The organism is Variovorax sp. KBW07, assembly GCF_003852515.1.
Lineage (GTDB): Bacteria > Pseudomonadota > Gammaproteobacteria > Burkholderiales > Burkholderiaceae_C > Variovorax.
The window spans coordinates 118,945-134,339 of the sequence record NZ_QAJK01000044.1 but is presented as its reverse complement, the minus strand read 5'-3'; the positions used below and the strand labels follow the sequence as shown (position 1 = coordinate 134,339).

The following is a 15,395-nucleotide window of genomic DNA, read 5'->3' as shown; positions in this document are numbered from 1 at the left end:
AGTACCCGGTGTCAGTCGCACGCACCAAGAACGGTATCCGTACCCTAGCGCTGCCCACTGGGCAGCAACAGATGCTTCGCCCCGATGTGCGCCTCCATCTCGTGCATGTGAGCTTCGGCATCGACCATGTGCTCGGCCATCAACCGGCGCACTTCATCCGCGTCTTCCTTCCGGTAGGCCGACAGCAACTGCGTGTGGTAGTCCACATTGGTCTCGCCGAAGTGGTGATGGTCCAGCGCCTTCTTGTAGACCACCAGGTCGCGCAACAGGTCGTTCAGGAACCGGCACATGAATGACAGCACCGGATTGGGGCAAGCCTCGGCCAACATGGTGTGGAACGCCAGCTCGGCCTCGCGCTGCGTGCGCAACTCGTCCTCGTTCGTCGGCTCTATCGTGCACAGGCGCACGTTTTCTTCGAGCCGCTCGAACTGCTCCGGCGTCAGCCGCCCGACCACGCTCACCGCCAGCTCCGGCTCCAGCGCCTTGCGCAACTGGTAGATGTGGTGCCCGTCCAGGTGATGGAAGTGCAGGAAATTGCGCAGCGGCTCCGATGCATGGTCCACCGACACCTGCTGCAGGTACGCCCCGCCGCCCGGGCCCGTGCGAATCGCGATCAGGCCGCGCACTTCCAGCGCCTTCAATGCCTCGCGCACCGTGCTCTTCGAATAGCCGAAGAGCTCGATCAGTTCCTTCTCGTTCGGTAGCCGGTCGCCGGGCTGCTTGCGCTCCGCCACGATCCATCGCTTGACGTCCTCGACGATGACGTCCGAGAGCTTTTGCCGCTTCGGGCGGTTCTGCCCCACTCTCATTGAAACGCTCCATGCCCATCGGGAGATGCGCGGGATGCGCAACAGCGCGCGATCTTAAACGGCGTCATTGGCGGGCTCCGGTCGGTGTTGGGCACAAGGATTGCTAGCGGGTTTTTACCAGCATATTAATCCTATTTATCCGCTTAAATTCGCCAGCGATCGCAGGCACCACCTTTCCCTTACATCACCACCACCATCACCACGAACGGAGTTCACCATGCAACGCAGACACCTCCTCCAGCTCGCCGCCCTGTCGGCCGCCCCCGCCTCCCTGCTGGCCGGCCGCGCCGCCTTTGCCCAGTCGTCAGGCGACGCGATCCGTTTCGGTGCCCCGGTTCCGATGTCGGGCGCGTTCGCGGCCAACGGCAAGTACGCCGACCTGGGCATGAAGCTGGCCATCGAGCAGTACGGCAGCGTGCTCAAGCGCCCGCTGGCCTACACGGTGCTCGACACCGAAGGCAAGCCCGCGACCGCCGTGCGCAAGGTGCAGGAAGCGCTGCAGCAGCAGGGCACGAAGTTCTTCGCGGGCGGCATCCTGTCGTCGGAAGCGCTGGCCATGGGCAAGGAAGCCGAGAAGGCCGGCGGCCTGTTTATCACCACCGCCGGCGCCGACGAAATCACCGGCAAGGACTGCAACCCCGCCACCTTCCGCTGGTCGGTGCCCACCTTCGGTGCCATCGAGCAGACGGTGCGCCCGCTGATCGCCACCATGCCCAAGGCCAAGCGCTGGTACACCATCACGCCACAGTACGTGTTCGGCGACGGCCTGTTGAGCGCGGCCAAGAACATCTTCCAGGAGAAGGGCATCGAGCACGTGGGCAACAGCTACCACTCGCTCAACGAGAAGGAGTTCAGCGGCTACCTCACCAACGCCATGGCCGCCAAGCCCGACGTGCTGCTGCTGCTGAACTTCGGCGCGCAGTCGTCGGCCGCGTTGCGCCAGGCGGTGAGCTTCGGCATGCACAAGAACATGACGATCCTCATGGCCTGGGCCTCGGGGCTGGAGCAGTTCGACGAGCTGGGCGCCGACCTGTGCGAAGACGTCTACTTTGGCGCGCAGTACTGGCACACGGCCGACACGCCGCTCAACAAGGACCTGGTGAAGCGCACGTCCGACAAGCTGAAGATCGTGCCCAACTACAGCCTGGCCGGCTCGTACATCTGCACCAAGATCCTGATCGACGGCATCGTGAAGGCGGGCACGGTCGACCAGAAGGCCGTTATCGCGGCGCTTGAAGGCATGAAGTACGAAGGGCTCACGGGCACCGAGGAAATCCGCAAGGCCGACCACCAGGTCATCAAGGACTACTACCTGCTCAAGGGCAAGGCCAAGTCGAAGATGAAGAACCCGGCCGACTTCGTCGATGTCGTGAGTTCCGGCAAGTCGTTCCTGCCCGTCGACAAGACGGGCTGCAAGCTGGCCTGAGGCCCTTCCTGGCCCTGCCTTCGACCGCGCTTTTCCGGGTGCGGCGAGGGCGGCCGCCAACTGTCCGCCACCCACGACCCCTATGACCGTCTACCTGCTCCAGACCATCAACGGAATCGGCATCGGCATGCTGTATTTCCTGCTGGCCGTTGGCTTGTCCATCGTGTTCGGCCTGCTGCGCTTCGTGAACTTCGCGCATGGCGCCTTCTACCTGCTGGGCGCCTACCTTTGCTACCAGGCCATGCTGTGGGGCCTGAACTTCTGGGCCGCGCTGGTGCTGGTGCCGCTGTTCGTCGGCCTGCTCGGCTGGCTGGCCGAAAAGCTGCTGCTGCGCCGCGTGTACGCCAAGGCGCACGAGTTCCACATCCTCGTGACGGTGGGCCTGGCGCTCGCGGTGCAAGAGATCGTCATCGTGTTCTGGGGCCCGCTGGGCAACAGCGTGCCCACGCCCGACCTGCTGCAGGGCGTGGTCATGTGGGGCGCTTTCGTCTATCCCAAGTACCGGCTGTTCGTGATCGGCTTCACCGCCGTGCTGGCGGTGCTGCTGTGGTGGGTGCTCGAAGGCACGCGCCTGGGCAGCGCGGTGCGCGCGGGCAGCGAGTCGACCGAGATGGTGTCGCTGCTGGGCATCAACGTGTTCCGTGTGTTCAGCCTGGTGTTCGCGCTCGGCGCGGCCACGGCGGCGCTGGCCGGCGTGCTGGCCGCGCCCATTCGCGGCGCGGAGCCCTTCATGGGCGTCGAGGCGCTCGGCGTGGCCTTCGTGGTGGTGGTGATCGGCGGGCTGGGCAGCTTCGGCGGTGCGCTGGTCGGCGGCCTGCTGATCGGCATCGTGCAGAGCCTCATGAGCACCATCTGGCCGCCGGGAGCGAGCCTGATGATCTACATCGCAATGGCCGCCGTGCTGCTGTTGCGCCCGCATGGCCTGCTCGGCCGCAAAGGATGATGGCCATGCCGAGAAAATACACATTCCTGCTGGCGCTGATCGTCGCGCTGGGCCTGCCGCTGGTGCTGCGCTCGGGTTCGCTCGCCAGCGAAGTACTGATCTATGCGCTTGCGGCCCTGGGCTGCAACCTGCTGCTGGGCTACACCGGCCTGCTGTCGTTCGGGCAGGGCATCTTCTTCGGGCTGGGCAGCTACACCATCGCGATTCTGCTCACGCGGCTGCAACTGCCGATGCCGCTGGCATTGCTCGCGGCCATCGGCATGGGCGCATTGGGCGCGGCGGTGGTCGGCTGGGTCGCCATCCGCCAGCGCGGCACCTACTTCGTGATGCTCACGCTGGCCTTTGCGCAGATGTTCTATTTCGTGGCGTACACCGCGTCGGGCCTCACGGGCGGCGACAACGGCCTGCTCGACGTGCCGCGCCCCGCGTTCATGGACACGCCGTGGAAGTACTACGCCTTCGTGGCGGTGATCTTCCTGATCGCGTTCGCCCTGCTGCTCAAGGTGACCGACTCGGTGTTCGGCCGCACGCTGCTGGCCATTCGCGACAACGAAGACCGCGCCGCCGCGGTGGGCTACAACCTCAAGCGCTTCAAGCTGCTGGCCTTCGTCATCTCCGGCGCCGTGACGGGCCTTGCCGGCGGCCTGCACGCGATGATGACCGGCATCGCGCCGCTGTCGAACGCCGAGTACCACACGAGCGAAATGATCCTGGTCATTACCGTGATCGGCGGCACCGGCAACCTGTTCGCCTCGGTGCTGGGCTCGGCCTTCTACGTGCTGCTGGCCGACTGGCTCTCCACGCTGTGGCCGCGATGGCTGCTGCTGCTGGGCCTGCTGCTGATCGGCGTGAGCATCGGCATGCAGCGCGGCCTTTGGGGGCTGGGCGAAGCCGCATGGCGGCGCGTGTTCCGCGGCAAGGCGCAGGCATTGCCCACGCCCAAGGCGCCCGAAGCGCAGGGAGAAAAAGCATGACGCAACCCGTACTCATCGAAGCCATCGGCGTCACCAAGCACTACGGCAAGTTCGCCGCGCTGGGCGGGGTCGACCTGAAGATACTGCCCAACACCGTGCACTCGGTGATCGGCCCCAACGGCGCGGGCAAGACCACGCTGTTCCACATGCTCACGGGCACCGGCACCACCACGGGTGGGCGCATTCTGTTCGATGGGCACGACGTGACGGCCGAGCCCGACTACAAGCGCGTGCAGCGCGGCATGGCGCGCTCGTTCCAGGTCACCAGCCTGTTCGGCAGCCTGTCGGTGCGCGAGAACCTGCGCGTGGCGGCGCAGGGCATCGCGCCGCGACAGGCCATGAACTGCTGGCGCGCGCCGGTGGGCGAGCGTGCCTGCGCCGACACGGTGGCCGAAGTGCTGGCGCGCGTCGGCCTCGAGCGGCTGGCCGACACGCCGGCCAACGTGCTGTCGCACGGCCAGCAGCGCCGGCTCGAAGTCGGCATGGCGCTGGCCGCGAAGCCCAAGGCCATCTTCCTGGACGAGCCGACCTCGGGCATGGGCATCGACGACCTCGACGACATGAAGCAGCTCATTCGCAGCCTGCGCGACCGCCACACCGTGGTGCTGATCGAACACAACATGAACATCGTGATGGACATCTCCGACACCGTGACCGTCATGCAGCTGGGCCGCGTGCTGGCCGAAGGCCTGCCGGGCGACATCCGCTCCGACGCGCGCGTGCGCACGGCGTACCTGGGCAACATGATCACCGGAGGCAAGGCATGAGCGGGACAAGGAACATCCTCGAGGTCGAGGCGCTGCACGCGCACTACGGCAAGAGCCATGTGCTGCAGGGCGTGTCGATGACCGTCGGCCAGGCCGAGCTCGTCACGCTGCTGGGGCGCAACGGCGCGGGCAAGTCGACCACGCTGAAGAGCATTGCCGGCGCGGTCACGCCCACCAGCGGGCGCGTGCGCTTCCAGGGCGCGGACGTGGCCGGCATGCCGCCGCACGGCATCGCCAAGCGCGGCGTGTGCCTTGTGCCTGAGCATCGCGGCATCTTCAAGCTGCTGACGGTCGAAGAAAACCTGCTGCTCGGCCAGCGCCGCGATTCGCCCTGGCAGCTCGAAGACATCTACCGCATCTTTCCGCGCCTGAAGGAACGGCGCCGCAATGGCGGCGGGCAGCTCTCGGGCGGCGAGCAGCAGATGCTGGCCATCGGCCGCGCGCTGATGAACCACCCGCGCCTGCTGATCCTCGACGAGCCGGTGGAAGGCCTGGCGCCGGTGATCGTCGAAGAAATCGTGGCGCAGTTGAAGACCATCAAGGCGGCCGGCGTGGCCATCCTGCTGGTCGAGCAGAACCTCGAGGTGTGCGTGCAGCTCGCCGACCGCCACTACATCGTGGAGCAGGGCGTGATCGTGCACGAAGCCGCCAACGCCGCCTTCATGGCGGACCATGAAGTGAAAGACCGATACCTCGGCGTGGGCCTCGCCTGAGCCCGCCCCGCCTTCCTACCTTCGTCAAGACCAATGAATACACAGAACGAAATCTCGACCGCGCCCGATGTGCGCGACCTTCGCATCGACGGGCAGCGCCTCTGGGATTCGCTGATGCAACTGGCCCAGGTCGGCGCCACGCAGAAGGGCGGCGTCTGCCGTCTTGCACTGACCGACCTCGACCGCCAGGGCCGTGACCTGTTCACGCGCTGGGCTCGCGAGGCCGGTTGCGATGTGCGCGTGGACGCCATCGGCAACATCTTCGCGCGCCGCGCCGGCCGCAACAACGCACTGCCACCCGTGACCACCGGCAGCCACATCGACACGCAACCGACCGGCGGCAAGTTCGATGGCAACTACGGCGTGCTGGCGGGGCTCGAGGTGGTGCGCGCGCTGAACGACGCGGGCATCGAAACCGAGGCGCCGCTTGAGGTGGCGGTGTGGACCAACGAGGAAGGCTCGCGCTTCGTGCCGGTGATGATGGGCTCGGGCGTTTTCGTCGATGCCTTCACGCTCGAGCATGCGCTGGCGCAGCGCGACAACGACGGCATCAGCGTGTCCGATGCGCTGAAGGCCATCGGCTATGCGGGCAGCACGCCGGCCTCGGCGGCCGCGTCGCCGGTGGGCGCGTACTTCGAGGCGCACATCGAGCAGGGCCCGGTGCTGGAAGCCAACGAACGCGTGATCGGCGTGGTCGAGGGCGCGCTCGGCCAACGCTGGTACGACGTGGTGGTGCAGGGCATGGAAGCGCATGCCGGCCCCACGCCGATGGAACTGCGCAAGGACGCGCTGCTGCCGGCCTCGGAGCTGGTGATCGAGGTGAACCGCATTGCGCTGGCCCATGCGCCGGACGCGCGCGGCACGGTCGGCTGGATCGAGAACTATCCGAACTCGCGCAACGTGATTCCGGGCCGCGTGCGGCTCAGCGTCGACCTGCGCGCGGCGGACGACGTGGTGCTGTCGGCCATGGACGCGGCACTGAAAGAAGCCGTGCAACGTATCGCCGCCAGGGGCAAGGTCGAGATGACGGTGGAGCAGGTCGTGTACTTCCCGCCGCAGCCCTTCACGCCGAAGCTGGTGTCGGCCGTGCGCGAAGCGGCGCAGGCGCAAGGCCTGACTTGGATGAACGTGATCAGCGGCGCAGGCCACGACGCGGTGTACCTCGCGCGCGTCTGCCCCACGGCGATGATCTTCGTGCCATGCCTGGACGGCATCAGCCACAACGAGATCGAAGACGCGCAGCCCGATCACCTGGAGGCCGGCTGCAACGTGCTGCTGCAGGCCATGCTGCAAAGCGCGGGTGTCACGAGGGCGGCGGCATGAAGGTACTGATCGCGCGCCTCAACCACGAGACCAACACCTTCTCGCCGGTGCCCACGCCGCTCGCGGCCTTCGGACCCGATGGCCCGACCTTCGGCGAGCAGGCCTACAGGGACAACAAGGGCATGCGCACGGCCATGTCGGCCTTCATCGACCTGGCCGAGCAGGCCGGCGCCACGCTGGTCACGCCGGTGTCGGCCTCGGCCAATCCGAGCGGGCCGGTCGATGCGCGGGCCTACACCACGTTGACGCAGTGCATCGTCGATGCGGCCCCGGGTTGCGATGCCATCCTGCTCGACCTGCACGGTGCCATGGTGGCGCAGAACAGCACCGATGGCGAAGGCGACCTGCTGCAGCGGCTGCGCGCCGTGGCGCCTGGCGTGCCCATCGGCGTGGCGCTCGACCTGCACGCCAACGTCACGCCGGCCATGGTCGGGAACGCCGACATCATCGTCGGCTTCAAGACCTATCCGCACATCGACATGTACGAGACCGGCGCGCACGCCGGCCGCCTGCTGTTCGACCTGCTGGCCGGCCGGAGCAAGCCCGCGATGCGCTGGCACCCATTGCCGCTGATGGCGCACACGCTGCGCAGCGCGTCGTTCACCGGCGCGATGCAACGCGCCATCGAGGCCGCGCGCGAGGCGGAAAAATCGGAGTCGCTGGCGGTGTCGATCCTGGCGGGCTTCTCGCTGTCGGACATCGAGGCGCCCTGCATGAGCGTGATCGTGGTCGATGCGCAATCGCCCGAGCGTGCGCAGGCCACGGCCGACCGCATCGCCGCGCAGATGTGGGCCGAGCGCGAGGCCTTCATCTACCGCAGCGAACCGCTGGCCGAATCGGTGGCGCGCGCAAAGCTCATCGCCGGCGGTGCCACGCGGCCGGTGCTGCTGCTCGACCACGGCGACAACTGCATGTCCGGTGGCAGCTGCGACACCATGGACGTGCTGCAGGAAGCACTGGCGCAAGGCCTGAACGGCATCGGCGTGGGCCCGCTGTGCGACCCCGAGGCGGTGCGCGAGCTCGTCGCGGCGGGCGAGGGCGCGCAGGTGACGGTGGCGTTGGGCAACAAGGTGTCGCTCGAAGGCATCGGCCTCGCGAAGACGCCGGTGCGCCTGACCGGCACCGTGCGCGCCATCAGCGACGGCGAGTACGTCATTACCGGTCCCACCTACACCGGCCAGCGCAGCAGCATGGGCCGCACGGTGCTGTTCGACATCGGCGCGGCGCGCATCGTGGTCACCGAGCGCACGCAGGAGCCGTGGGACATCGGCGTGTTCGAATGCGCGGGGCTCGATCCGCGAAAGGAGCGCTTTCTGCTGCTCAAGTCGCGCATGTATTGCCGGCCGGTGTTCGAGCCGCTGTCGGCGGCGCTTGTGGAGTGCGACAGCCCGGGTGTCACCAGTTCGGACTACAGCCTGTTTCCGTTCAGCAAGGTGCGACGTCCGGTGTATCCGCTCGACGCGATCTGATCGAATTTCGGCTTCAGCTTCGGGGCCGGAATGTCACTACCATCGCTTGCGCAAAACACAGGAAACACCGTGAAGCGATCTCTGTTCATTCCCGCCGCCTTGCTGGCGCTGTCGTTCGTTGCGCCGGCGCAGGCACAGACCCTCAACTGCAATCGCGACTTCGCGCAGAGGGGCGATTCCAAGTTCACCATCCTGCAGAAGTGCGGAGAGCCGGTGTTCAAGGACAACTTCTGCGCCAGGCCCGATCCCAACCCGCAGGTGATCGTGCCGCCCTCGTCCTCGACGGGGAGCAAGACCGTCATCGTCAACAACAACAGCACCTGCGACCAGAGCGAAGAGTGGACCTACCGGCCGGGCTCGGGCCAGTTCGAGACGATGCTGCTGTTCCAGAACGGCGCACTCAAGAGCATCCGATACGGCAGCCGGATTCCATGACCTGAGACGTCATCGACGTTCGGCGCGCGCGACGCGACCATTCCTTCACCCCGCGATGTTGCGGGTTCAAACCCCGAAAGGAATTGCCGCCATGAACACCGCCGCACACGACGCCACCACCATCGCCCATGGCTACATCGCCGTCTGGAACGAGACCGACGCCGCACGCCGCGCCGAGCTGATCGAAGCCGGCTGGACCGCCAACGCGCACTACGTCGATCCGATGGCGCAGGCCAGCGGCCGCGAGCAGATCAGCGCGCTGGTCGGCGCGGTGCACCAGCGCTACCCGGGCTTTCGCTTCAACCTGCTCGGCAAGGCCGAGGCGCATGGCGACAACCTGCGCTTTTCGTGGACGCTGGGCCCCAGCGGTGCCGAAGACCTGATCCAGGGCACCGACTTCGCGCAACTCGACGCGGGCAAGCTGCGCACGGTGACGGGGTTCCTCGACAAGGTGCCGGTCGGCGCCTGAGGAAAATCTGAACGAAAGCTGAACGGACAGCGGGCGTTCAGTCGGAGCCGCCGGCGGGGCGTCCGCGCCACAGCTTGCGGTACACCGTGGCCCGGCTGATGCCCAGCGCGCGTGCCGCCTCGGCGACATTGCCGCGGGCGTCGGCCACGGCCTTGCGGATCAAGGCCGTTTCGACATCGCGCAGCCGCGGCTGCGCATCGGAAGGCGCGGCGCCCGCCAGGCCGGTGCCGCTGCCACCGCGCTGGGGCCGCACCTGCACGCGCAGGCCCGACCACAGCGGCACTTCGAGCACCGCGTCACCCCGGCGCGCCGCGTCGAACATCATGTGCAGCGGCAGGGCGAACAGGTCGTTGAAGTGCAGCGCGTGCTGGCTGCGCGCCAGCGGCTGGTGCAGCATCTGCCGCGCGGCGGCATTGGCGCCGGTGACGTGGCCGGCGCCGTCGATGCACAGCAGGCCCTCGCTGGCTTCGTTGCCCGCCGGGCTGCCCGGCCATGCAAGGTGCAGCAGCAGCTCGCAGGGTTCGCGCAGCACCAGCATGTTTTCGATGCTGCGCGCGGACAGCGTGGCCAGGTGCCGCAGCTCGGGCCGCTCGACCACCTGCACGCCCGTCAGGTCGAGCATGCCGATGCAGTCGCCCCGGGGACCGAAGAGCGGTGCGCCGGCGCAGCTGTAGACGCTGGTGTCGTCGAAGAAATGTTCGCCGCGGTGCAGCCACACCGACTCCTGCTCGGCCAGTGCCGTGCCGATGGCCGAGGTGCCGATGGCGCGCTCGGACAGGTCGACGCCGATGCGCCCGATGTCGCGCGCATAGCGGCTGGCGGCGTCGGTGCCGTCGGGCAGCGTGCCGACGTCGACCACGATGCCGTTGGCGTCGGTCAGGATCGCGAAATAGCGGGTGTCGGCAATGGCGCGCGACAGCCGCTCGATGACGGGGCGGGCCGCCGACACCAGCGCCCGGTTGCACTCGGCAACGTCGCGGCTGGCCGACAGGCTCACGGGGTCGAAGCTCACCCGCTGCTGCGGGCGCCGGCCGGATTCGATGCAGCGCTGCCACGAGCGCGAGATCCATGAGTCGACGCAGGCGTTGCCCCGGCTGCGTGGCGCCTCGCCGTGAATCAGCTCGCGGCGCGCCTGGGCGATGGCCAACGAGCGCTCAGGAAGTGGCGAAACGATAGAGGCTGGCATCGTGTGAGTCCGCGCGTGTGGGGCGTCTTTTCCCGGCTCTTTTCCCGGCTGTCTGGGTGGGAAGTTGTTTCATTTTGAGAATTTCGCGCGGTCTGTGCAAGTGTCAAGGGTTTTGCCTAGGATAGTGCGAAGGGTGGGCATCCAAGATGCTTTTTGCTGAACCAGCCATCACCTTCCACGGAGACAGCCAAATGCAGGTCGCTTTCAAGGTCAACGGCCGCCCGGTCACGGTCGACGCTCCCCCCAACACCTTCCTTGTGCACGCGATCCGCGAGCACCTCCACCTGACCGGCACCCACGTCGGCTGCGACACCGCCCAATGCGGCGCCTGCACCGTCCACGTCAACGGCCGAGCCATCAAATCATGCAATGTTTTGGTGGCACAGGCGGCCGGTGCCGACGTCACCACCATCGAGGGCATTGCCGAAGCCGACGGCACCATGCACCCCATGCAGGCGGCCTTCAAGGAGTGCCACGGCCTGCAGTGCGGGTTCTGCACGCCCGGCATGGTCATGAGCGCCATCGACCTGTGCACGCACCACCCCAAGTCGAGCGAGTCCGAAATCCGCGAACTGCTCGATGGCAACCTGTGCCGCTGCACGGGCTACCAGAACATCGTCAAGGCCGTGAAGATGGGCGGCGAGGCCATGGCCTCGGGCACCCCGGTCAAAGCCACCGTCACGGCTTGAGGGGAGCAGCATCATGGGTGCTTCCGACTTCTCCAACCTGCCGCACATCGGCGAGGCGCTGCGGCGCAAGGAAGACTATCGCTTCCTGACCGGCGCGGGCAACTACACCGACGACATCACGCTGGCCAACCAGAGCCATGCGGTCTTCGTGCGCTCGCCGCACGCCCACGCCACCATCAAGTCCGTCGACATTGCCGAGGCATTGAAGATGCCTGGCGTGGTCGGCATCTTCAGCGGCAAGGACATCGAGGGAAAAATGGGCGGGCTGCCCTGCGGCTGGCTCATCAACAACCCCGACGGCACCCCCATGAAGGAGCCGATGCACCCGATCCTTGCGATCAACAAGGTGCGCTACGTGGGCGACCACGTGGCCATGGTGGTCGCCGAGACGGTCGAGCAGGCCAAGAACGCGGCCGAAGCCGTGGTGGTCGACTACGACGTGCTGCCCGCGCTGGTGAGCGTGGCCGACGCGGCAAGGAAGGCAGGCAAGGTCACCCTGCACGACGAGGCGCCCGACAACCAGTGCTACAAGTGGGCACTGGGCGACAAGGCGGCGGTCGATGCGGTGTTCACCACCGCGGCGCACGTCACCAAGCTCGACCTCGTCAACAACCGGTTGATTCCCAACCCGATCGAGCCGCGCGTGGCCATCGGCAGCTACAGCCGCGGCACCGACGACTACACGCTCTACGTGTCGAACCAGAACCCGCACGTCGAACGCCTGCTGATGACGGCCTTCGTGCTGGGCCTGCCCGAGCACAAGGTGCGCGTCATCGCGCCCGACGTGGGTGGCGGCTTCGGCTCGAAGATCTTTTTGTACGCCGAAGACGTGTGCCTGACCTGGGCCGCCAAGCAGCTCAACCGCAACATCAAGTGGACGGCGGAACGCTCCGAGTGCTTCCTGTCCGATGCACACGGCCGCGACCATGTGAGCCACGCCGAAATGGCGATGGACAAGGACGGCAAGTTCCTCGCGATGCGCGTGCACACCGACGCCAACCTTGGCGCCTACCTGTCGACCTTCTCGACGGCGGTGCCGACCATCCTCTACGCCACGCTGCTCGCCGGCCAATACACCACGCCGCAGATCTACGTCGAGGTCGATGCCTGGTTCACCAACACCTCGCCGGTGGATGCGTACCGCGGCGCGGGGCGGCCCGAGGCCACCTACCTGCTGGAACGGCTGGTGTCGCGCTGCGCCTGGGAAATGAACCTGGGGCAGGACGAGATCCGCAAGCGCAACTTCATCACCACCTTCCCCTACCAGACGCCGGTGGCGCTGCAGTACGACACGGGCGACTTCCATGCCTGCATGGACAAGGCGCGCGTGCTGGCCGAGGTCGATGGCTATGCGCAGCGCAAGGCCGCGACCGAAGCCAAGGGCAAGCTGCGCGGCATGGGCTATTCGAGCTACATCGAGGCCTGCGGCATTGCGCCGTCGAACATCGCGGGCGCGCTCGGTGCGCGGGCCGGCCTGTTCGAGTGCGGCGAAATTCGCGTGCACCCGACCGGCAGCGTGACGGTGTTCACCGGCTCGCACAGCCACGGCCAGGGCCATGAAACCACCTTCGCGCAGGTCGTGGCGGCGCGGCTGGGCATTCCGGTCGAGAACGTCGACGTGGTGCACGGCGACACCGGCCGCGTGCCCTTCGGCATGGGCACTTATGGTTCGCGCTCCATCTCGGTGGGCGGCGCGGCCATCATGAAGGCGCTCGACAAGATCGAGACCAAGGCCAAGAAGATCGCCGCGCACCTGATGGAAGCCAGCGATGCCGACATCGAGTTCGCCAACGGCGAATTCACGGTCAAGGGCACGGACAAGAAAATACCGTTCGGCCAGGTGGCGCTCACGGCCTACGTGCCGCACAACTACCCGCTCGACAAGCTGGAGCCGGGCCTGAACGAGACCGCCTTCTACGACCCGACCAACTTCACCTTCCCGGGCGGCACCTACATCTGCGAGGTCGAGATCGACAGGCAGACCGGCGAAGTGAAGGTCGATCGCTTCACCGCCGTGGACGACTTCGGCACCATCATCAACCCGATGATCGTCGAGGGGCAGGTGCATGGCGGGCTGGTGCAGGGCATTGGCCAGGCACTGCTCGAGAACTGCGTGTACGACAACGAAACCGGCCAGCTGCTCACCGGCAGCTTCATGGACTACGCCATGCCAAGAGCGGGCGACTTTCCGCAGTTCAAGCTCGACACCGTGTGCACCCCGTGCACGCACAACCCGCTGGGCACCAAGGGCTGCGGCGAGGCGGGGGCCATCGGCTCGCCGCCGGCCGTGATCAACGCGGTGCTCGACGCGCTGGCGCCGCTGGGCGTCAAGGATTTCGATATGCCCGCATCGCCCAGCCGCGTCTGGGAAGCGATGCAGGCGGTGGCCACTCACTAAAACAAAGAAGGAATCACACCATGTATGCCTTCACACTCGAACGGCCTTCCACCGTGGCCGACGCGGCCAAATTCATTGCCGCGGGCGGCAAGCCTTTGGCGGGCGGACAGACGCTGCTGGCTTCCATGAAGCTGCGGCTCTCGGCGCCCGAACAACTGGTCGACCTGAGCGGCATCAAGGAGCTCACAGGCATCAGGAAAGACGACACCAGCATCACCATCGGGGCGATGTCGCGTCACCTCGACGTGGCCAACAACGCCGACGTGAAGGCCGCCTACCCGGCGCTGGCCGACCTGGCCTCGCGCATCGGCGACCGGCAGGTGCGTGCCATGGGCACCATCGGCGGCTCGGTGGCCAACAACGACCCGGCGGCGTGCTACCCGAGCGCGGTGCTGGGCTCGGGTGCCACCGTCATCACCTCGAAGCGCGAGATTGCGGCCGACGATTTTTTCCTGGGCCTGTTCACCACGGCGCTGGAAGAAGACGAGCTGATCACCGCCATCCGCTTTCCGGTTCCCAAGCGCGCGGTGTATGAAAAGCTGCGCCAGAAGGCATCGAACTTTCCGCTGGTGGGCATTTTCCTGGCGCAGTACGACAGCGGTGTGCGCGTGGCCGTCACCGGCGCGGGCAACGGCGTGTTCCGCCATGCGGGGCTCGAAGACGCGCTGAACAAGAGCTTCACGGCGGCATCGGCCGCGTCGGTGAAGATCGACGCCAGCGACCTCAACAGCGACCTGCATGCGTCGGCGGCGTACCGCGCCAACCTGATCAGCGTGCTGACGCAACGGGCCGTTACCAAGGCCCTGGGCTGAACAGGCCGGGGCGTTCCAACGGGAGCCGGAAGGCGCGATACCCTCGCGTCTTCCGCTACGCTTCGCCATGATCTTTCCGACCATCGATTCCCTTTCCGAAGGCTTGATGCAGGCCGGCTACTTTGCCGACCGGCGCCTGGCCACGGCGGTGTTCCTCGCGCTCAAGCTGCAGCGCCCGTTGCTGCTCGAAGGCGAGCCCGGCGTCGGCAAGACCGAGCTGGCCAAGGCGCTGTCGACGGCGCTGGGCCGCGAGCTGCTGCGCCTGCAGTGCTACGACGGCCTGGAGCAGCGCGAGGCGCTCTACGAATGGAACTATGCGGCGCAGCTGCTGCACATGCGCGCGGCCGAGGCCAGCGGCGCGGCGCGCGACGTCGAGGCCGAGGTGTACCAGCCGCACTACCTCATTCGCCGGCCGCTGCTGCAGGCGCTGCAAACGCCGATGCCCGGCGCCGTGCTGCTGATCGACGAAGTGGACCGCGCCGACGAGCCCTTCGAGGCCTTCCTGCTCGAATATCTGGGCGAGTATCAGGTCAGCATTCCCGAGCTGGGCACGGTGCGTGCCGTGGTGCCGCCGGTGACCATCCTCACCAGCAACCGCACGCGCGAGCTCAACGACGCGGTGAAGCGGCGTTGCCTGTATCACTGGCTCGACTACCCCGAGCGCGAGCGCGAGTTGGCCATCGTGCGGGCGCAGGTGCCGCAGGCCGGCGAAAAGCTCTCGGCCCAGGTGGCGGCTTTTGTCGCGCGGCTGCGCGACGCCCCGTTCATCAACGCCTTCCAGCGCGCGCCCGGCATTGCCGAAAGCGTCGAGTGGGCGAGGGCGCTGATTGCGCTCGACACCGTCGAGCTCGACCCCGAAGTGGTGGTCGATACCGCCGGCATTCTTTTCAAGCAGCGCGACGACGTGGCCGCGCTCACGCACGAGCTGGCGTCGGACCTGCTGCGGCCCGAGGAGCCCGCCGCGCGCTGAGCCGCCGCGGCG

General features: G+C 67.1%; 15 protein-coding genes. 13 read left to right on the top strand and 2 right to left on the bottom strand.

The features are described from left to right. Positions 1-44: 44 nt before the first annotated feature. Entirely contained in the window at positions 45-809 is a 765-nt protein-coding gene (locus DBV14_RS09950) for a FadR/GntR family transcriptional regulator (RefSeq protein WP_124459022.1), read from the bottom strand. A 217-nt stretch (positions 810-1,026) separates the two neighbouring features. Between DBV14_RS09950 and DBV14_RS09945 the strand changes: the two genes are divergently transcribed. The 9 genes from DBV14_RS09945 (at position 1,027) to DBV14_RS09905 (ending at position 9,328) form a co-directional block, all read left to right on the top strand. After that, positions 1,027-2,235: an ABC transporter substrate-binding protein gene (locus DBV14_RS09945; protein WP_124459021.1), complete on the top strand. Its 1,209-nt coding sequence runs from the start codon at positions 1,027-1,029 to the stop codon at positions 2,233-2,235. Positions 2,236-2,317: 82 nt separating this feature from the next. Further along, complete coding sequence (locus tag DBV14_RS09940; RefSeq protein ID WP_124459020.1) at positions 2,318-3,178, top strand: branched-chain amino acid ABC transporter permease; 861 nt, start codon at positions 2,318-2,320, stop codon at positions 3,176-3,178. A 5-nt stretch (positions 3,179-3,183) separates the two neighbouring features. Beyond that, complete coding sequence (locus tag DBV14_RS09935; RefSeq protein ID WP_124459019.1) at positions 3,184-4,152, top strand: branched-chain amino acid ABC transporter permease; 969 nt, start codon at positions 3,184-3,186, stop codon at positions 4,150-4,152. Continuing rightward, positions 4,149-4,919, top strand: coding sequence for an ABC transporter ATP-binding protein (locus DBV14_RS09930; RefSeq protein ID WP_124459018.1), 771 nt, complete (start codon positions 4,149-4,151; stop codon positions 4,917-4,919). The genes DBV14_RS09935 and DBV14_RS09930 overlap by 4 nt, the downstream gene beginning before the upstream one ends. Next, complete coding sequence (locus tag DBV14_RS09925) at positions 4,916-5,632, top strand: ABC transporter ATP-binding protein (protein ID WP_124459017.1); 717 nt, start codon at positions 4,916-4,918, stop codon at positions 5,630-5,632. Before DBV14_RS09930 ends, DBV14_RS09925 begins: the two co-directional genes overlap by 4 nt. 33 nt (positions 5,633-5,665) lie before the next feature. Next, entirely contained in the window at positions 5,666-6,955 is a 1,290-nt protein-coding gene (locus tag DBV14_RS09920; protein WP_124459016.1) for a Zn-dependent hydrolase, read from the top strand. Beyond that, complete coding sequence (locus tag DBV14_RS09915) at positions 6,952-8,424, top strand: M81 family metallopeptidase (RefSeq protein ID WP_124459015.1); 1,473 nt, start codon at positions 6,952-6,954, stop codon at positions 8,422-8,424. The genes DBV14_RS09920 and DBV14_RS09915 overlap by 4 nt, the downstream gene beginning before the upstream one ends. Positions 8,425-8,493: 69 nt before the next feature. After that, positions 8,494-8,859, top strand: coding sequence for a DUF2845 domain-containing protein (locus tag DBV14_RS09910; RefSeq protein ID WP_185545983.1), 366 nt, complete (start codon positions 8,494-8,496; stop codon positions 8,857-8,859). 91 nt (positions 8,860-8,950) lie between these two features. Further along, positions 8,951-9,328, top strand: coding sequence for a nuclear transport factor 2 family protein (locus DBV14_RS09905; protein WP_124459013.1), 378 nt, complete (start codon positions 8,951-8,953; stop codon positions 9,326-9,328). A 37-nt stretch (positions 9,329-9,365) separates the two neighbouring features. Here the strand turns inward: DBV14_RS09905 and DBV14_RS09900 are convergent, their stop codons facing one another. Next, entirely contained in the window at positions 9,366-10,514 is a 1,149-nt protein-coding gene (locus tag DBV14_RS09900; protein ID WP_124459012.1) for a helix-turn-helix domain-containing protein, read from the bottom strand. 191 nt (positions 10,515-10,705) lie between these two features. Here DBV14_RS09900 and DBV14_RS09895 point away from each other — a divergent pair, with 191 nt between their 5' ends. The 4 genes from DBV14_RS09895 to DBV14_RS09880 all read left to right on the top strand — a co-directional run bounded on the left by DBV14_RS09895 (position 10,706) and on the right by DBV14_RS09880 (position 15,383). Beyond that, entirely contained in the window at positions 10,706-11,203 is a 498-nt protein-coding gene (locus tag DBV14_RS09895) for a (2Fe-2S)-binding protein (RefSeq protein WP_124459011.1), read from the top strand. 13 nt (positions 11,204-11,216) lie between these two features. After that, entirely contained in the window at positions 11,217-13,601 is a 2,385-nt protein-coding gene (locus DBV14_RS09890) for a xanthine dehydrogenase family protein molybdopterin-binding subunit (RefSeq protein WP_124459010.1), read from the top strand. Positions 13,602-13,621: 20 nt separating this feature from the next. Next, positions 13,622-14,413 (top strand): xanthine dehydrogenase family protein subunit M, encoded by a 792-nt coding sequence (locus DBV14_RS09885; protein WP_124459009.1) that lies wholly within the window; start codon positions 13,622-13,624, stop codon positions 14,411-14,413. Between the two features lie 67 nt (positions 14,414-14,480). Beyond that, positions 14,481-15,383 carry a MoxR family ATPase gene (locus DBV14_RS09880; protein ID WP_124459008.1) on the top strand — a complete coding sequence of 301 codons (903 nt, stop codon included), beginning with the start codon at positions 14,481-14,483 and terminating at the stop codon, positions 15,381-15,383. The last annotated feature ends 12 nt before the right edge of the window (positions 15,384-15,395 follow it).